The organism is Phenylobacterium sp. (assembly GCF_965229015.1).
Lineage (GTDB): Bacteria > Pseudomonadota > Alphaproteobacteria > Caulobacterales > Caulobacteraceae > Phenylobacterium.
Genome location: NZ_CBDDIM010000001.1, coordinates 1,622,587 through 1,638,759, shown reverse-complemented (window position 1 = coordinate 1,638,759; position 16,173 = coordinate 1,622,587). Strand labels below are relative to the sequence as shown.

Below are 16,173 nucleotides of genomic sequence, written 5' to 3'. Positions count from 1 at the left end.
GTCGGGCCTTTGCCGGCCGGGCTCAAGGGGGCCTTTTGAACACAGGTCCGGATTGCGCCAGGGGGCGCCCGGGCCTATATCCGCAGGCCTCAGAAGGAGCCTGACGACCATGCGCATGCCGACGGACCACCGCCTCGTCCGCCACCCCCATGCCTCCAAGGTCGCCCATGCCCGCCCATCTGACTCTCGAGCGTCTGTCCTACGCAACGCCTGACGGCGTAAGCCTTTTCGACAATCTCAGCCTGGCCTTCGGGTCAGAACGCACCGGCCTGGTGGGGCGCAACGGGGTGGGCAAGACCACCCTGCTGCGGCTCATCGCGGGCGAGCTGGCGCCGGCCTCGGGGTCGGTGACGGTGCGGGGCGAGATCGGGGTCCTTCGCCAGGCGATGAGCCCGCCACTGGGCGCCACGGTCGCCGACCTGCTGGGCGTGCGGGCCGACATTGACCGACTTGTGCGCATCGAGGAGTCACGGGGTAGCGAGGACGACTTCGCCAACGCCTTGTGGGACCTGGATTCGCGCGTCGAGCAGGCCTTGGCGGCGGTGGGACTCGCTGGCCAACATGTGGACCGCGAGGCCGCCACGCTCAGCGGGGGCGAGGCGACGCGGCTGGCCCTGGCCGGGCTGCTGATCTCCGAGCCGGACCTGATCCTGCTGGACGAGCCCACCAACAATCTCGACGCCGAGGCGCGCGCCATGGTGGCCGAGGTGCTGCGCGGCTGGAAGGGCGGGGCGGTCGTGGTCAGTCACGACCGCGCCCTGTTGCGGGAGATGGACCGGATCGTCGAGCTGTCGGGCCTGGGCGCCAAGGTCTATGGCGGAAACTACGACCTCTATCTGGAGCGCAAGGCGGCCGAGGAGGCCGCGGCCGCGCAAGGGTTGGCCACGGCCGAGCGCACGGTGGTCCGGGTCGCCCGCGAGGCCCAGGCGGCCCGCGAGAAGAAGGCTCGCCGCGACGCCGCCGGCCAACGGTTCGCCGACCGGGGCGGCACGCCGAAGATCCTGCTGGGCGCCATGGCCGAGCGGGCGGAAAACTCAGGGGCCCGCGAGGGGCGGCTGGCCGACAAGCTGGCCGAGCAGGCCGGCGCGGAGCTGGCCGAGGCGCAAGGCCGGGTGGAGCGGCTGCGGCGCCTGGCCTTCGAGCTGCCGCCGTCGGGGCTGGCGGCGGGGAAGGGGGTGCTGGCCTTCGAGGACGTGACCTTCGCCCATCCCGGCGGGCGGACGCTGGCCTTCGACCTACGGATGACAGGCCCCGAGCGGGTGGCGGTGACCGGCCCCAACGGATCGGGCAAGACCACCCTGATCCGGCTGGCGGTGGGGGACCTTCAGCCCGCGTCGGGCCGCGTGACCCTGGGGGTGCGGGCGGCCCTGCTGGACCAGAAGACCGCGATGCTGCGGGACGACGAGACCCTGGTCGCCGCCTTCCGCCGGCTCAACCCGACGGCGGGCGACAACGCCGCCCGCGCGGCGCTCGCCCGCTTCCTGTTCCGCAATGTGGCCGCCGACAAGCTGGTGGGGAGCCTGAGCGGCGGGGAGCGGCTGCGGGCGGCGCTCGCCTGCGTGCTGTGCGCCGACGATCCGCCCCAGCTGCTGATCCTGGACGAGCCCAGCAACCACCTGGACCTGGATTCGCTGGCGGCCATCGAGGCGGCGCTGCAGGCCTATGACGGCGCCCTGCTGGTGGTGAGCCATGACCGGGATTTCCTCGAGGCGGTGGGGGTGGAAAGGGAGGTGGGCCTGGGGTGAACGCGCGTGAACCCTCGCCCCCTTCAGGGGGAGAGGGCAGGGTGAGGGGGCCTCCGCGCAGCGGAGGTCTTTCGGCGGTCGGAGTGACGGTGGCGGCTCAGCAGTCCCCCTCACCCTACCCTCTCCCCCAGGGGGGAGAGGGTTTAAGCCGCCGCCAGCCGTCCGAAATACCCCCACAGCAGCGCGAATCCCGCCGCCACGGCCGGCAGGGCCAGGAGGATCGGGACGCTGATCGGCGCCCCCAGGCTGACGAGCCCCGCAGCCGTCACGCACGCCGCCGCGCAGCCGATGTCCCAGCCGCCCTCCGTCGCCATGTGGAAGCGGAAGGGGCAGGGGGACGCCTTGGCGAGCGTATAGGCCGCCGCGCCCAGGGGCGGCAGCAGCAGAGGCATGAGCACGGCGCCCAGGGCGTGGGCGATGACCGCCAGCCAGGGGGTGGGCAGGCTGCCGGCGCGCAGGATGACGATCGCCACGGCCACGGAATAGGCGATCAGCACGGTCCGCCGTCCGCCCCCGCCGTCCACATGGCGGCCGACCCAGAGGCCGAAGCAGGCGCCGACCAAGCCAGCCAGCGCCATGGCCCCGCCATAGGCCGCGATGCTCTCGCCGAGGGTGAGAAAGAGGGCGATCTCCCAGACGAAGAAGTAGCAGGCGTCGAACCAGCCATCGATCACCAGCAGGGCGAAGGCCAGCCGCGCGGCGCGCAGGGCGCCCGGCGCATGGGGGACGACGCTCATATTGGGCAGGCCCAGCAGGGGCAGGGCGGCCAGGGCCTGGACCACCGCCACCCCCGCGAAGGCCCAGCGCGGCCCCAGGGTCAGCAGGGCCCAGGTCCCCAGCAGGGGCGAGGCGATGCTGAGCACGGCGATGAAGGCCTCCCGCGCCGCGACCTGGTGGCCGCGATGCTCGTCGTCCCCCAGCATGGCGAAGTAGGTGTTGTAGGTCAGCCAGTAGCAGAGCTCCGCCACCGCCGTGACGGCCAGCAGGGCGATGAGGGCCAAGTCGATCCCATGGACCTCCGCCAGCAGGGGGAAGCGCAGGGCGAGCATGAGCGTGCCCGCGATCAGCAGGGGCTTGAGCCCGAACCGGATGGCGAGCGGCAGCATGAGGGGCCGCAGGGCGAAGCGGCCGGTGACGATGGCCGCCTGGGCCAGCAGGGCGTGGGGGACCGAGACGCCGGCCTTCAGCAGCAGGACGAAGAAGAAGATGCTGCCGGCGCCTTGGGCCAGGGCCTGGACGCCGGAATGCAGGTTGACGCGATTGATCGCGTCATTGCGCAAAAATGACATGGGTTACCGGGGGTCGAGAGGAGTCGGACAGGCCGCGCGGTGTGGCGCGGCGGGTGCGGGGGGCGTTCAGCCCGCGGTGCAGCCGGTACTCATATCTCGGGGTCTTCCCTTTGGTGGGGGGACGGTGGCTGAGAGAACGGCGGTTGGCAAGCTTGAACTCCTCGCCCCCTTCGGGGGAGGAGAGGATGGGGCGGCGAGGCCTTCCCCCTGACCGTCATGGCCGGGACAAGCGGGGGGATGACGATGGGGAGGGTCTCCATGGACCCTGCCGAGGCCCGCCGCCTATTTGACGGCCGTCACCAGGGCGAAGGAGAGCAGGTCGCCACGGTCGGCTTCGAGCATGGCGATCACGCGGTCGCGGTCGGGGGTGTGGCCGGCGCGGGTCCAGCGCAGCCAGTCGGCCCAGCCGGTCTCCTGCAGCCGGGCTGAGGTGACGCTGACCAGACCGGTGATCGCCCAATGGAACCGCCACCACTCGGCGGTGTGCCAGGCGGCCGCCTCCCAGCCGACGCAGGCCCTGATGTGGGCCGGGATCTCGCCGAGGTCGCGCACCTCCTGGCGCATGGCGGGCGTGGCGATACCGAGCCGCCCGCCGGGCTTCAGGAAGCGGGTGATGTAGGCGAGGTAGCTGTCGGCCGTGCCGAAGTACTCGTAGGCGTCGATGCTGACGATCGCGTCGAAGGCGGCGGGCTCGAAGGGCAGGGCGTGGGCCTCGGCCCGCACGGCCTCCACCCGCCCGGCCACCCCCGCCTCGGCGAATAAGGTCGAGGCCTGGGCGGGATCCACCCAGAGATCGGCGGCGACCACCTCGACCCCGAACTCCCGCGCCAGGAAGACCGAGGTGGCGCCGCGACCCGAGCCGAGGTCCAGCACCCGCATGCCGGGCTGCAAGGCGAGACCCCGCGCCAGGTCCTCCAGCAGCCACAGGGGGTTTGGTCCCATGTCCAGGTCGAGCAGCCAGGCCGCGTCGTACTTGGAGGTCAGGGGATAGAGGTCGGGCTGGTGGAGTTGACGGGTCATGCCTGGCTGACGGTAGGCGGACGCCGCCAAGGTCCGCAACGGGTCGGTCGTGGGGTTCGTAGGATTCGTGGACATCTTCCGCGGCCTCGCGGCGTCACGGCCTGAAGACTTGGAACCACGAACCCCACGAACCACACAAACAGGTGGATCAAACCCAAGCGTCCGAGGTGAATCTGGGGCCCGGTCCGCGCCGGGATGAGCGGGCGGCTTGCGCGAACTTTGTTCTCGGCGGCAGATGGGGGGAGCTTGACCTTGGGAGGGCCTGTCATGCGCCGTGTCGTTCTCGCGTTGTCCGCCGCGTTCCTGCTCGCCGCGCCCGCCCGGGCGGCGGATCGGCTGCTGGATCTGCGGCAGCCGGAGGTGGTGGCCCAGGCGCTGCGGGAGGGCGGGTTCCGGGGCGAGGTGAAGACCAACAAGGCCGGGGAGCCCTATGTGCTGAGCGGCGTCAACGGGTCGGACTTCACCGTGGAGTTCTACGCCTGCGAGGGGGTGAAGAACTGCGCCTCCTACCAGTTCAGCAGCTGGTACAAGGCCGAGCCCCTGTTCACGCCGACCTTCGCCAATGACTGGAACCGGGAGAAGCGCTTCCTGAAGGTCTCGGTGGGGAGCGACGGGGAACTGAACGAATACATGGACTTCACCGCCATCGGGAAGACCACCTACGACAACTTCATGGACAGCGTCGACTGGTACAAGACCATGGACGCCAGCCTCGCCCGGTTCATCGAGGACAGGCGCAAGGCGGCGGGGAAGTAGTGAGGCCCAAATCCTCCCCCAGCGCGTAGCGCGGTTTGGGGGAGGTGGCGCGCGCAGATGTGCGCGTGACGGAGGGGGTGGAGGGCAGAGCGTTCCCTAGCAAGAGTCAAAGTCCCCCTCAGTCAGCCTGCGGCTGACAGCTCCCCCAGAGGGGGAGCATCTGTGGGGGAAGTCTTCCTCCCCCATGAATGGGGGAGGAAGACGCCGCCCCCTCAGTGCGGCTTCTTCACCACCTTGAACACCGCGTTGGCCCGGGCGCAGGGGTCGCCGTCGGCGGTGACGAAGGCCTGGGCGAAGCAGAGCGAGTTTCCGGGTTTGACGAAGATGGTGTCGAACTCCAGCCACTGGCCGGTGCGGGCGGTGGAGAGGAAGTCGACGGTGAGGTTCACCGTCACCAGGCTGGCGCCGGCGCCCAGGACCTGGCCGCAGGACAGGCCCATGGCGTTGTCGGCCAGGGCGGTGATCAGGCCGCCGTGGACGAAGCCGCGGCTGTTGGTGTGGGCCTGGCTGGCCGGGAGGCCCAGGACCACCGCGCCCTGGGTGCGGCGGCTGTAGAGGGGCTCCCAGGGCGCGGTCAGCGGGCTCTGGCGGTCGTGCCGCGCGAAGCCCGCCGGGATGGCGCAGGTCTCCATCACGCCGCCGCCGTGACGCGATGCAGGCCTTCCAGGGTCATGGCGCAGGCCCGGGCGGCCTCGGCGCCCTTGGTGACGAAGTGCTCGGCGAAGAAGGCCTGGTGGATGTCGTGCTCATGGAAGTGGTGCGGGGTCAGCACCACCGAGAACATCGGCACCTCGGTGGCCAGCTGCACCTGCATCAGGGCCGAGACCACGGTCTCGGCCACGAACTCGTGGCGGTAGATGCCGCCGTCCACCACCAGGGCGCAGCCGACGACGGCGGCGTACTTGGCGGTCTTGGCCAGAGTCTGGGCGTGGAGGGGGATCTCGAAGGCGCCCGGCGTCTGGAAGACGTCGATCATGGTCTCGGGGAAGCCCAGCTTGGCCATCTCGGCCAGGAAGCCCTTGCGGGCCTGGTCGACGATCTGCGGGTGCCAGGACGACTGGACGAAGGCGATACGGGCCGGGCGATAGGCGCCGTGGGCCGTGGGGACTTCGTGGATGGCCTGGGGTTGGGTGGCTTGGGGTTGGGTCGATTGGGTCATGGTCGTCTCCCTAGGTGGGTGAACCACGACTCAGGGAGACACTGACGACAGGTCGTGAGAGTCCACGCGCGGAGGCGTGGCGACCCATCAACAGTGGTTCTCATAACCGGACTCTAACCGTCGGCCCCGGGATCACACCGGTGTCTGCTGTCCCTGGCGGCGATGAGGCCGACAGGCGCCCGCGGGCTCGTCCGGCCGCCCCCTGGAGAGGGGAGGCCGGCATTACCGCCGGTGGGGACTTTCACCCCGCCCTGAGAACGCGTCCGCCGGAACAGCCCGGCGATGGCGTCAGGCTAGACCCAAGAGTCGGGTTCAAACAAGCGTTTTGATTGGCGGGAGGAAGGGGGCTAGGGCGCGGGCCGTGGCGGGGTTAGGGTCCGCGGTCCGATTCCAGGACCTCGTGAGCGCCATGTTCGAACGGCTGATCGCCTTCCAAGCCCAGCACCAGCCGCAGGGTCTGGCCATCGCCTCGGCCTGGGACCGGTTCACCTATCGTCAGATGGCCGACGACATCGCGCGCTGCGCGGCCTGGGCCGCGGAGCTGAAACTGCCCTGGGGGTCGCGGGCCCTGCTGGCCGTGCCCCATCCCTATCTGCACTGGGTGCTGACCTTCGGCCTGGAGACCGCCGGTGTGATCACCGCGGCCGCCAGCCCCCTGCGCGGCGTGGCCGACGACCTGCGGCTGATCGGCGCCCACGTGCTGTTCGCCCGCGACGTCCCCGACAACGCGCTTGGCGTGCCGGTCCACCGCATCGACCAGGCCTGGCTGGACGGGCTGCAGCACTATTCGCCCACCTGGGCCGGCGACCGGCCCCGGCGCGGCGAGGACGGCTTCCGCATCGTGGCCACCTCGGGCACCACCGGGGAGGTCAAGAAGATCCTGCTGACCCGGGCGATGATGGACCGCCGGGTGGCCGAGACCGCGGTGACCCAGGTCTTCGCCCCGGCCCGCAGTCCGCGGGGGATCTCCGACATCGGGGTGGGGTCCCTGGCTGGGATCCAGCTGGCCTTCCTGTGCTGGACCCGGGCCGGGACCCTGTGCAGCCACGACCCGCGCGGGACCTGGGCCCAGACCCTGAAGGACCTGGAGATCGACCTGATGATCACCTCGCCCTACCACCTGCAGGTGCTGCTGCGCAGCCTGCCGCAGGACTATGCGCCGGACCCGGAGCTGATCGTCGGCATCGCCGGCGGCTCGCTGTCGCGGCCCCTGGCGGAGGAATGCCGGCGGCGGCTGTCGCCCTACATCATCCTGACCTATGGAGCGACGGAGACCGGCAGCGTCACGGTGGGCCATATCGACAGCCTGGAGGGCGCCGAGGACTCCGCCGGCTACCTCAACCCCTGGGCCCGGGTGGAGGTGCTGGACGAGGCCGGCGGCCTGATGCCGCCGGGCCGGATCGGCGAGCTGCGGATCGGCGGCGACCAGGTGGTCGACGGCTATCTGGACGATCCCGTGGGCACGGCGGAGTTCTTCAAGGACGGCTGGTTCTATCCCCGCGACGTGGGCGTGCTGACCGAGCAGGGCCGGCTGCAGGTGCTGGGCCGGGTGGACGACCTGATGAACATCGGCGGCGCCAAGGTGGTGGCCTCCAAGCTGGAGAACCTGGTGCTGAAACTGCCCGGCATCCTGGACGCCGCGGCCTTCGCCGCCCCCGACGAGCAGGGGCTGGACGCGCCGCACGTCGCCTATGCCTGCGAGGCCGGCTTCGACATCGCCCCCCTGGAGGCGATCTTCACCGACACCCTGAAGCGGCCGCCGCGGCTGATGCGGCTGGACGCCATCCCGCGCAACCTGATGGGCAAGATCCAGCGCAACACCCTGCGCGACATGGTGGTGGCCGCCGCATGAGCGAGGATCCGGAGGAGGGTGGCGGGTTCGACGTCGACGACTGGGGCCGGCTGAAGGCCTTCAACGGCGCGGTGGCGACCCTGGAGGACGTGCAGGCCAAGGCGGCGATCTTCGCCCTGGCCGACACGGAGGACGCCCGGGTGCTGGAGATGGACCTGCCCCAGCCGCTGATCTGGTGGAGCGACGACGGCGAGCAGGCCGCCGTGGCCGTCCAGGCCGAGATCCACCAGACCGAGGACGGCGAGACGATGGAGGTGCTGGGCCTGATCTTCCCCGACGGCGGCGGCGGGGTGGCCCTGCTGGACGACGTCGACCTGGTGGACGACACAGATCCGATGTGGCGGAGACTGGTGGGCGAGGCGATCGGTGACGAGAACGCAGACGACGCCTGACGGCGCGGCCTGGCGCACGCCCGAGCCGCGGGGGCTTGCGCCGGGGGGCGCCTGTGGCCCTATTGGGGGCTTCTGCGGGGAACCTCGTGGTGGGCGGCGCGTTTGCGACCATGGCGGGGTCACCCTGTGACGCACCGGGGTGAGATGGACGGTCTGGAAAATTTCGAGGCGTCCCTGAGCGACGATCGCCGTTACCGGCTGCTGGTCGACGCCATCACCGACTACGCCATCTACATGCTCGACCCCACCGGCAAGGTCACGAGCTGGAACCCGGGCGCGCGTCGGTTCAAGGGCTATGAGGCCGCCGAGATCATCGGCCAGTCCTTCGCCCGCTTCTACAGCCAGGCCGACCAGGAGGCCGGGGTTCCGCAACGGGCCCTGGCGACCGCGGCCTCAACCGGCCGCTTCGAGAGCGAGGGCTGGCGGATCCGCAAGGACGGCGCCCGTTTCTGGGCCCACGTGGTGATCGACGCCATTCGCGACCCGGCCGGCAAGGTCATCGGCTTCGCCAAGATCACCCGCGACCTCACCGAGCGGAAGATCGCCCAGGAGAGCCTGAAGCGCAGCGAGGAGCAGTTCCGCCTGCTGATCCAGGGGGTCACCGACTACGCCATCTACATGCTGGACTCCGGCGGCCTGGTGAGCAGCTGGAACGCCGGGGCCGAGCGGATCAAGGGCTACCTGCCCGAGGAGATCATCGGCGAGCATTTCAGCGCCTTCTACACCGAGCACGACCGCGCCGCCGGGGAGCCGCAGGCGGCCCTGGCGACCGCCACGGCGGCGGGGCGCTTCGAGAAGGAGGGCTGGCGGGTCCGCAAGGACGGCAGCCGCTTCTGGGCCCACGTGGTGATCGACGCCATCCGCGACGAGGCCGGGACGGTGATCGGCTTCGCCAAGATCACCCGCGACATCACCGAGCGCCGGGACGCCCAGCGCGCCCTGGACCAGGCCCGCCAGGCCCTGCTGCAATCCCAGAAGCTGGACGCCATCGGCCAGCTCACCGGGGGCGTGGCGCACGACTTCAACAACCTGCTGATGGCGGTGATGGGCAGCCTGGAGCTGCTGAGGAAGCGGCTGCCCGAGGACCCGAAGGCCGTGGCCCTGCTGGAGAACGCGGTGCACGGCGCCCAGCGCGGGGCGGCGCTCACCCAGCGGATGCTTGCCTTCGCCCGCAAGCAGGACCTGAAGCTGGAGGGGGTGGACCTGGCGGCCCTGGTGGGCGGCATGACAGGCCTGCTGGAGCGGTCCCTGGGCCCCGACATCGAGCTCACCTGCCGCTTCCCGGACGGGTTGCCGCCGGCGCTGACCGACGCCAACCAGCTGGAGACGGTGCTGCTGAACCTAGTGGTCAACGCTCGCGACGCCATGCCCGACGGCGGGCGGATCACCATCAAGGCCTCGGAGGAGGCCCTGGGGCCGGCCTCGGAGGTGGGGCTGCCGGCCGGCGCCTATGTGCGGCTGGCGGTGACCGACACCGGAACCGGGATGGACGAGGACACCCTGGCCCGGGCCGCCGAGCCCTTCTACACCACCAAGGGGGTGGGCAAGGGGACGGGCCTGGGCCTGCCGATGGTCTACGGCCTGGCCGAGCAGTCGGGCGGGCGGCTGGTGCTCAACAGCCGGCCCGGACACGGCACCCAGGTGGAGCTGTGGCTGCGGCGGGCCGACAGCCTGGCGGCGCCGGCCCCTGCGGAGCCGCCCCCCGCGGCCGACAGCGCCCCGTCGCGGCCCCTGGTGGTGCTGGCCGTGGACGACGACGGCCTGGTGCTGATGAACACCGCGGCCATGCTGGAGGACCTGGGCCACCGGGCCATCGCGGTCTCCTCGGGCTTCGAGGCCCTGCAGGTGCTGGGGGAGCACGCGGTCGACCTGGTGATCACCGACCACGCCATGCCGCACATGACCGGCCTGCAACTGGCCGAGGAGATCCGCGCCCGCCGCCCGGACCTGCCCATCGTGCTGGCCACCGGCTATGCCGAGCTGCCGCCGGGGGTGGGGGAGGACGTGCCGCGGCTGGCCAAGCCCTACAGCCAGGCGCAACTGGCCCGGATGCTTCGCAACCTGGCGCCGCCCCGGGGCCGAGGCCCCGCCTAGGGCGCGGGTCTCACCCGGCCAGCCGGCGCAGGCGCAGGCGAACGGTGGTTCCCGCGCCTGGCGCGCTTTCGATATCCACCGTGCCGCCGGCCTGGGCGACGATGCCGAACACCTGGGCCAGGCCCAGACCCGTGCCCTTTCCCAGGGGCTTGGTGGTGAAGAATGGCTCGAGGGCGCGGGCGGCGACGTCGCGGCTCATCCCCTCGCCGGTGTCGGTGACGGTGAGGTCGACGCTGTCGGGCCGGCTCGGCGCCGCGCGGCTCCGCAGGCTGAGGACACCGCCCGCCGGCATGGCGTCGCGGGCGTTGACCGCCAGATTCAGGATCGCCAGTTCGAGCTGGTCGGCGGCGCCGATCACGTGGCGCGCGTCGTCGGCGACGTCGAGCTCCACCCGGATGGCGCGGCCCACCGACTGCTCGATCAGCCCTCTCAGTCCGCCGATCAGGACGCCCAGGTCCACCGGCCCGATCTCCAGGGGCTCCGTGCGGGTGAACGCCATCAGCTGGGCGATCAGCTTGGCGCCGCGCTCGCTGGCCGCCAGGGCGTTGGCGAGGGGCTTCTCCAGGGCGGGGTCGGCGGCGCCGGCGATCCTGCGCAGGGAGGCGTCGATGACCATCAGCAGGTTGTTGAAGTCGTGGGCCACCCCGCTGGCCAGCTGGCCGATGGCCGCCAGCTTCTGCGACTGGGCGCCCCGCGCCTCCTCCTGACGACGGGCCTGATCCTTTCGCAGCAGGACCAGGGCCATGATCCCGGCGAGCATCAGGGAGGCCAAGCCGGCGCCGAGGGTGAGGATCAGAGACCCGAGGCTGGGGTCGGTGAGGCTGCGGGCGCGGACCGCCACGTGGGAGGACCAGCCGGTGAGGGGGGAGGTCTCGAAGGCCGTGTAGTTCTTCAGACCCTCATAGGTGACGCCGGAATAGAGACCGCTGCGGCCCGCGCGGATGGCCTCGCGGACGTAGCGGGTGGCGGGCTGTCCCAGCCGTTGCCGGTGGGCCTTGGAGCGCGCGACGAACAGGCCGTCGCGATCGACCACCGCGGTCACCCCGCCGGGGGGCGTGTGACCCACGGCGATGGCGGCGAAGTCGTCGGTCCCCCGGTACAGGGTCAGCAGGTAGCGGGGCGACTGGCGCTCGAAGACGGGCGTCTGGATGGCGACGCAGGGGCAGTCGGGCGCGGCGCCGGCGACGCCGCCGAACACCGCTCGACCGGGCGTGAGGCCGACCGGGAGCATATACCGCGACCGAGCGGCGCCGGACCCGGGACGGGTCTCCAGCAGGATGGCCCCGGTCGCCAGATCACTGACCACGAGGTTCTTCCAGGCGGGACGCGTCGCCTGGACCTCGGACAGCCGTTCGCCGGCGGCCGGCCACTCATGGGTGGCGAGGAAATGAGACCCGGAGAGTACGGCAAGGGCGCTCTGGTCGGCGGTGAGGGCCGCGTCGATGGCCGAGTTGACCGTGCGGGCCCGGTTGAGGGCGTCCGCCTCGACCTCCTGGCGCAGGGTTTTCATCGCGAAGGCCGACTGCAAGGCGACGAACAGGACGAGCGGCAGCGCGATGGCCGCCAGCAATGTCCCGATATCCGCCCATCCAGGTCTTGTCATAGCCCCCCGGCCTCTTCACCCAAGCCGGAAACAGAAGTCTCCGCAACGGCGCAGGTTCCCGTAGGCCGAAAACACGGCCCCGGTGAGAGCGGGTTGAGCCGAATTCCCCGATCGACCGGGCGGGCCTCAGGCCCGCTTGTTCAGGGTGATGGCGCTGGCGGAGCCGGGGGCGGAAGGGGCGGCCTTGGGGCCGTAACCCGCGCCGGTGTTGCGCTGGGCCGCGACCTCGTTGGCGATGGTCTTGACCAGGCCCTCGGTGACCGTGCGGGCGGCGTCGAGGGCGCGGCCCTGGCGGGCCAGCACGCTGTCGAAGGCCTCGGTGGCGCGGATCAGGCGCGTGCGCTGGGCGAGCGGGGCGGCTGCCACCATGGTGGGGTCGGCGCGGACCCGGGCGGACTCGTGGCGGTAGATGTTGGCCAGCCGCGAGGTCTCCTCGATCAGGGTCATGGCGTCCTGGGGCCGCTGCTGCTCGAAGGCCTGGGCCTCCTGCAGGATCAGTTCGGTGAGGCGCTCGGTGAGGATCACCAGCTGCTCGACGCGATCGGCGGCGTCCATGGCGGAAAGGGCCATCGTGATTTCCTAACTCAAACCTTGAAGCTTCAGCATTTCCTTGGCGACGACGGAGGAGACCCCGACGCCGCCGGACTTCACGACCTGCTTGGCCATGGCGTCCGTCATGAAGGACTTGAACATCTCTTCGCCGCGCCCGCCGCCGAAGGGTTCGGAGGTGTTCACGTCCTTCATCATCGCCCCCAGCATCACCGAGAGGAACGAGCTCTCGAAGTCCTTGGCGGTCTTCTCGATCTGACCGCGCTTGGACAGTTCGGCCGCGCTCATGGGCGCAGGCGAGGGCGGCAGGTTTACGGCGGGGGCGGCGATGTCGGCCATTACATGACCTCGATGTCGGCTTGCAGGGCGCCCGCGGCCTTGATGGCCTGCAGGATGGAGATCATGTCCCGCGGGGTGACGCCCAGCGCGTTGAGGCCGGCCACCAGGGTGGCGAGCGAGGCGCCCTCGCGCAGGGTGATCAGCTTCTTGCCCTTCTCCTCGTCCACCGAGACGCCCGACTGGGGCACCACCGTGGTGCGGCCCTGGCTGAAGGGGGCGGGCTGGCTGACGGCGGGACTCTCCTGGACGCTGATGGTCAGGTTGCCCTGGGCGATGGCGACGGTGGAGATGCGCACGTTCTCGCCCATGACCACGACCCCGGCGACCTCGTCGATCACCACCTTGGCGGCGTCGTCGGGATCGACCGTGAGGTTCTCGATCTGGGAGATGAAGCCCACCATGTTCGTGCCCGGCGCGGGCTGGATGGTGACGATGGTGGGGTTGTCGGCCCGCGCGCAGCCGGGGAACTTGGCGTTGATCACGTCGGCGATGCGCTTGGCGGTGGTGAAGTCGGGGTTGCGCAGGGTCATGCGCAGCTGGGCCATGGAGGCGAGCTGGAAGCCGATCTCGCGCTCGACGATGGCGCCCGAGGCGATGCGGCCGGCGGTGGGGACGCCCTTGGAGATCGAGGAGCCCGAGGCGCCGCCGGCGGAGACCGAACCGGTCTGCACCGTGCCCTGGCCCACGGCGTAGGCCTGGCCGTCGGCGCCCAGCAGCGGGGTCACCAGCAGGGTGCCGCCCTGCAGGCTCTTGGCGTCGCCCAGCGCCGAGACGCTGGCGTCGATGGGGGAGCCGGTGGCCACGAAGGCCGGGAGCTTGGCGGTGACCATGACGGCGGCCACGTTCTTGGTGTTGAGGTTGGCGTCGCGGGTGTTGACCCCCAGCCGCTCCAGCATGGCCTCGAGGCTCTGCTTGGTGAAGGGGGCGTTGCGCAGGCTGTCGCCCGTGCCGTTCAGGCCCACCACCAGGCCGTAGCCCACCAGCATGTTCTCGCGGACGCCCTCGAATTCCACGATGTCCTTGATCCGCGACCGGGCGAAGGACGGGCCGGCGGCCAGGGCCGCGGCGAGCAGGACGGCGCTGAAGAGGCGAAGCGGTCGGCGCATGAAACCCCGGGGGCGAACAGGCAGGAAGAACTCGTCCTTGCCTATGCGATGGCCGTGCCAGGCGGGATCCGCGAAAACCCCAATGATTCCAGGGGTTGACGATTCGTCCTGCGCGGCAGGGGGCGGCGCCGCGGCAGAATTTGCCCGGCATTAACCATACCCTAAGCATGCCGGGGCGATGACTGTCGGCGAAACGTCAGGTCAAGAGTTCGACTCACCCATGAAGGTCAACGGAACAAGCGGCGTCGGATCGGCGAGCGGGCCCGGCAAGGCGCGACCGGCCGGCGACGGCGCGGGCTTCCGACTGCCCACCGCCGAGGCCGCCCCGGCCCCGGCCCAGGCCGCCCGGGCCTCGGGCCTGTCCGGCGTCATGAGCGTGGACGCCATCCTAGCGTTGCAGGAGATGGGCGGGCCCCTGGAGGCCAAGCGCCGCGCCGTGCGCCGCGCCAGCCGGATCCTGGATGTTCTCGACGATGTGAAGGTCAGCCTGCTCTCGGGCGAGATGTCTGGCGACCAGCTCGATCGCCTTCGAATCGCCCTGCGCGACGAGCGGGACGGCACCGAGGACACCAAGCTGGAAGGGGTTCTGGACGAGATCGAAACCCGGGCCGCCGTGGAGCTGGCCAAGCTCGAATGCGCGAAACGTGCGGCTTAATCGTCCGTCGTGCGCGAGCTGCGTTGAATCAAAAATTCGTTTTGATATAAGCGGCCCGCGTGTCTAAGGGGCGGTACTCTAGGGGGCGTGAGGCGTAAATGAGCACAGCCGCAGTGATGGCTGGAAAGCCGGGCTATCAACCTTCCGAGGATGAGCCCTTCATGAACGAGCGTCAGCTTGAGTACTTCAAGCAGAAGCTCCAGGCGTGGAAAGACGACATCCTGCGGGAATCCCGCGAGACGCTCGTCCACCTGCAGAGCGAAACCGAGAACCATCCGGACCTGGCGGACCGGGCGACGTCGGAGACCGACCGAGCCCTGGAACTCCGGACCCGTGATCGCCAGCGTAAGTTGATCTCCAAGATCGACGAAGCCCTGCGCCGCATCGCGGATGGTTCGTACGGCTATTGCGAAGACACCGGCGAGCCGATCGGCATCGCCCGTCTCGACGCGCGGCCGACGGCGACCCTCAGCCTCGAGGCGCAGGAACGCCACGAGCGCCGGGAACGCGTCCACCGCGACGACTGAGGCGGTCAGGCGGTCTCGGCGAACCGGCTCTTCAGGAACCGGTGGAAGCGCCAGAGGCAGGCCTCCAGGTGACTCAGCGGTCCCGGCGCGTACAGCCGGCTGGTGACGCCCCTCTGCGCGCCCTCGCAGGCCGGGATGTCCTCGGCGTGGATCGCCATGACCTGCTCGCGGTAATAGGCCGTCATCTCCGGGCTGGCGGCGAAGTCCGGCCGGGTCAGCAGGTGGATGTTGAGGCGGAAGCCCTGATGGGTGATGGCCTCCAACTCGTACCAGACCCCGAGCGGCTCCGGGCCCTCGGTGAAGAACATCAGGGTCAGCGGGAAGATGGCGGCCACCAGGAAGGGGCCGTGGGTCTCGTCGGCTGGCGGGTTCTCCAGCACCGTGAATAGGTCGCCCCCCATGCCCTCATAGGTCCCCAGACCCGGATTGCTCTGCTGCAGAGTGCCGGCGTGGGGCCCGATGTGGTGGTAGGACTCCAGGAAGTTCTCCACCATCAGCTTCCAGTTCCAGGGCGACTCCAGGCTGATGATGTCGGCGGTCACCAGGCTGGCCGGGTCGATGGACGCCAGGCGCTCCGCCAGGGGCGCCACCTGGGGCGCGAGGGGCGGGGCCTGGCCATCCAGATTGGCGAAGATCCAGCCGCCCCAGCGAGCGGTGGCGATGGCGGGCAGGGCGCAGGCGTCGCGGTCGAAGGCCTCCGAACGCTCCATGCCCGGCGCGGCGGCCAGGCGGCCGTCCAGGCCGTAGCGCCACAGGTGGTAGGGACAGGTCAGGGCCTTGGCCACGCCGGAACCCTCCACCACCGGCATGCCCCGGTGACGGCAGACCCGCGACAGGACGTGGAATTCGCCCTGGGCGTCGCGGGTGACCACCAGGGGCGCTCCGGCCAGGTCCACCGAGCGATAGGCGCCGGTCTCGGCCAGGGCGCTCTCGCGGGCCACGGGCAGCCAGCCAGTGCGGAACACGCGGGCCTGCTCGGCCTCGAACACCGCCGGGTCGGCGAAGGCCTGGCGCGGCAGCGCCAGGGCGTCGGGCAGGGTGTCGGACACCCCGGCATAGGCGCGGGCGGCGGCGTCGGGCATGGCGG

The 16,173-nt window shown here is 70.7% G+C and carries 16 protein-coding genes and 1 riboswitch; of the genes, 7 read left to right on the top strand and 9 right to left on the bottom strand.

Annotated elements, in window-relative coordinates; translation table 11 throughout:
* Positions 1-167: 167 nt before the first annotated feature.
* Entirely contained in the window at positions 168-1,745 is a 1,578-nt protein-coding gene (locus ACO06I_RS08180) for an ABC-F family ATP-binding cassette domain-containing protein (protein WP_421932082.1), read from the top strand.
* A gap of 143 nt (positions 1,746-1,888) precedes the next feature.
* Here ACO06I_RS08180 and ACO06I_RS08175 read toward each other — a convergent pair whose 3' ends face one another.
* Entirely contained in the window at positions 1,889-3,034 is a 1,146-nt protein-coding gene (locus tag ACO06I_RS08175) for an MFS transporter (protein WP_421932081.1), read from the bottom strand.
* 282 nt (positions 3,035-3,316) lie between these two features.
* A complete protein-coding gene (locus tag ACO06I_RS08170; protein ID WP_421932080.1) occupies positions 3,317-4,054 on the bottom strand; it encodes a methyltransferase domain-containing protein in 738 nt (245 codons plus the stop codon).
* Between the two features lie 267 nt (positions 4,055-4,321).
* Between ACO06I_RS08170 and ACO06I_RS08165 the strand changes: the two genes are divergently transcribed.
* The gene (locus tag ACO06I_RS08165) at positions 4,322-4,810 is read left to right on the top strand and encodes a YbjN domain-containing protein (RefSeq protein ID WP_421932079.1); all 489 of its coding nucleotides are present in this window, start codon (positions 4,322-4,324) and stop codon (positions 4,808-4,810) included.
* A gap of 212 nt (positions 4,811-5,022) precedes the next feature.
* Here the strand turns inward: ACO06I_RS08165 and ACO06I_RS08160 are convergent, their stop codons facing one another.
* Positions 5,023-5,442: a PaaI family thioesterase gene (locus ACO06I_RS08160; RefSeq protein WP_421932078.1), complete on the bottom strand. Its 420-nt coding sequence runs from the start codon at positions 5,440-5,442 to the stop codon at positions 5,023-5,025.
* A complete protein-coding gene (locus tag ACO06I_RS08155) occupies positions 5,442-5,969 on the bottom strand; it encodes a 6,7-dimethyl-8-ribityllumazine synthase (protein ID WP_421932077.1) in 528 nt (175 codons plus the stop codon). The genes ACO06I_RS08160 and ACO06I_RS08155 overlap by 1 nt, the downstream gene beginning before the upstream one ends.
* A 92-nt stretch (positions 5,970-6,061) precedes the next feature.
* A riboswitch (FMN riboswitch) is annotated at positions 6,062-6,232 on the bottom strand.
* 146 nt (positions 6,233-6,378) lie between these two features.
* Between ACO06I_RS08155 and ACO06I_RS08150 the strand changes: the two genes are divergently transcribed.
* From ACO06I_RS08150 to ACO06I_RS08140, 3 genes are all read left to right on the top strand, one after another.
* Positions 6,379-7,821, top strand: a complete 1,443-nt coding sequence (locus ACO06I_RS08150) for a class I adenylate-forming enzyme family protein (protein WP_421932076.1) — start codon at positions 6,379-6,381, stop codon at positions 7,819-7,821.
* Positions 7,818-8,213 (top strand): hypothetical protein, encoded by a 396-nt coding sequence (locus ACO06I_RS08145; RefSeq protein WP_421932075.1) that lies wholly within the window; start codon positions 7,818-7,820, stop codon positions 8,211-8,213. The genes ACO06I_RS08150 and ACO06I_RS08145 overlap by 4 nt, the downstream gene beginning before the upstream one ends.
* A 144-nt stretch (positions 8,214-8,357) precedes the next feature.
* Positions 8,358-10,307, top strand: a complete 1,950-nt coding sequence (locus ACO06I_RS08140) for a PAS domain S-box protein (RefSeq protein WP_421932074.1) — start codon at positions 8,358-8,360, stop codon at positions 10,305-10,307.
* A 10-nt stretch (positions 10,308-10,317) separates the two neighbouring features.
* Here the strand turns inward: ACO06I_RS08140 and ACO06I_RS08135 are convergent, their stop codons facing one another.
* The 4 genes from ACO06I_RS08135 to ACO06I_RS08120 all read right to left on the bottom strand — a co-directional run bounded on the left by ACO06I_RS08135 (position 10,318) and on the right by ACO06I_RS08120 (position 13,904).
* The gene (locus tag ACO06I_RS08135) at positions 10,318-11,910 is read right to left on the bottom strand and encodes an ATP-binding protein (RefSeq protein ID WP_421932073.1); all 1,593 of its coding nucleotides are present in this window, start codon (positions 11,908-11,910) and stop codon (positions 10,318-10,320) included.
* 126 nt (positions 11,911-12,036) lie between these two features.
* Positions 12,037-12,480, bottom strand: coding sequence for a flagellar basal body protein (locus ACO06I_RS08130; RefSeq protein ID WP_421932072.1), 444 nt, complete (start codon positions 12,478-12,480; stop codon positions 12,037-12,039).
* 9 nt (positions 12,481-12,489) lie between these two features.
* A complete protein-coding gene (locus ACO06I_RS08125) occupies positions 12,490-12,798 on the bottom strand; it encodes a rod-binding protein (RefSeq protein ID WP_421932071.1) in 309 nt (102 codons plus the stop codon).
* Positions 12,798-13,904 (bottom strand): flagellar basal body P-ring protein FlgI, encoded by a 1,107-nt coding sequence (locus tag ACO06I_RS08120; protein WP_421932070.1) that lies wholly within the window; start codon positions 13,902-13,904, stop codon positions 12,798-12,800. The genes ACO06I_RS08125 and ACO06I_RS08120 overlap by 1 nt, the downstream gene beginning before the upstream one ends.
* 220 nt (positions 13,905-14,124) lie before the next feature.
* Here ACO06I_RS08120 and ACO06I_RS08115 point away from each other — a divergent pair, with 220 nt between their 5' ends.
* Positions 14,125-14,559, top strand: coding sequence for a flagellar assembly protein FliX (locus tag ACO06I_RS08115; RefSeq protein ID WP_421932069.1), 435 nt, complete (start codon positions 14,125-14,127; stop codon positions 14,557-14,559).
* A 98-nt stretch (positions 14,560-14,657) separates the two neighbouring features.
* The gene (dksA, locus tag ACO06I_RS08110; protein ID WP_421932068.1) at positions 14,658-15,086 is read left to right on the top strand and encodes an RNA polymerase-binding protein DksA; all 429 of its coding nucleotides are present in this window, start codon (positions 14,658-14,660) and stop codon (positions 15,084-15,086) included.
* Positions 15,087-15,091: 5 nt separating this feature from the next.
* Here the strand turns inward: dksA and ACO06I_RS08105 are convergent, their stop codons facing one another.
* On the bottom strand, positions 15,092-16,168 hold the full coding sequence (locus ACO06I_RS08105; protein ID WP_421932067.1) for an aromatic ring-hydroxylating oxygenase subunit alpha: 1,077 nt from the start codon (positions 16,166-16,168) through the stop codon (positions 15,092-15,094).
* Positions 16,169-16,173 lie beyond the last annotated feature (5 nt).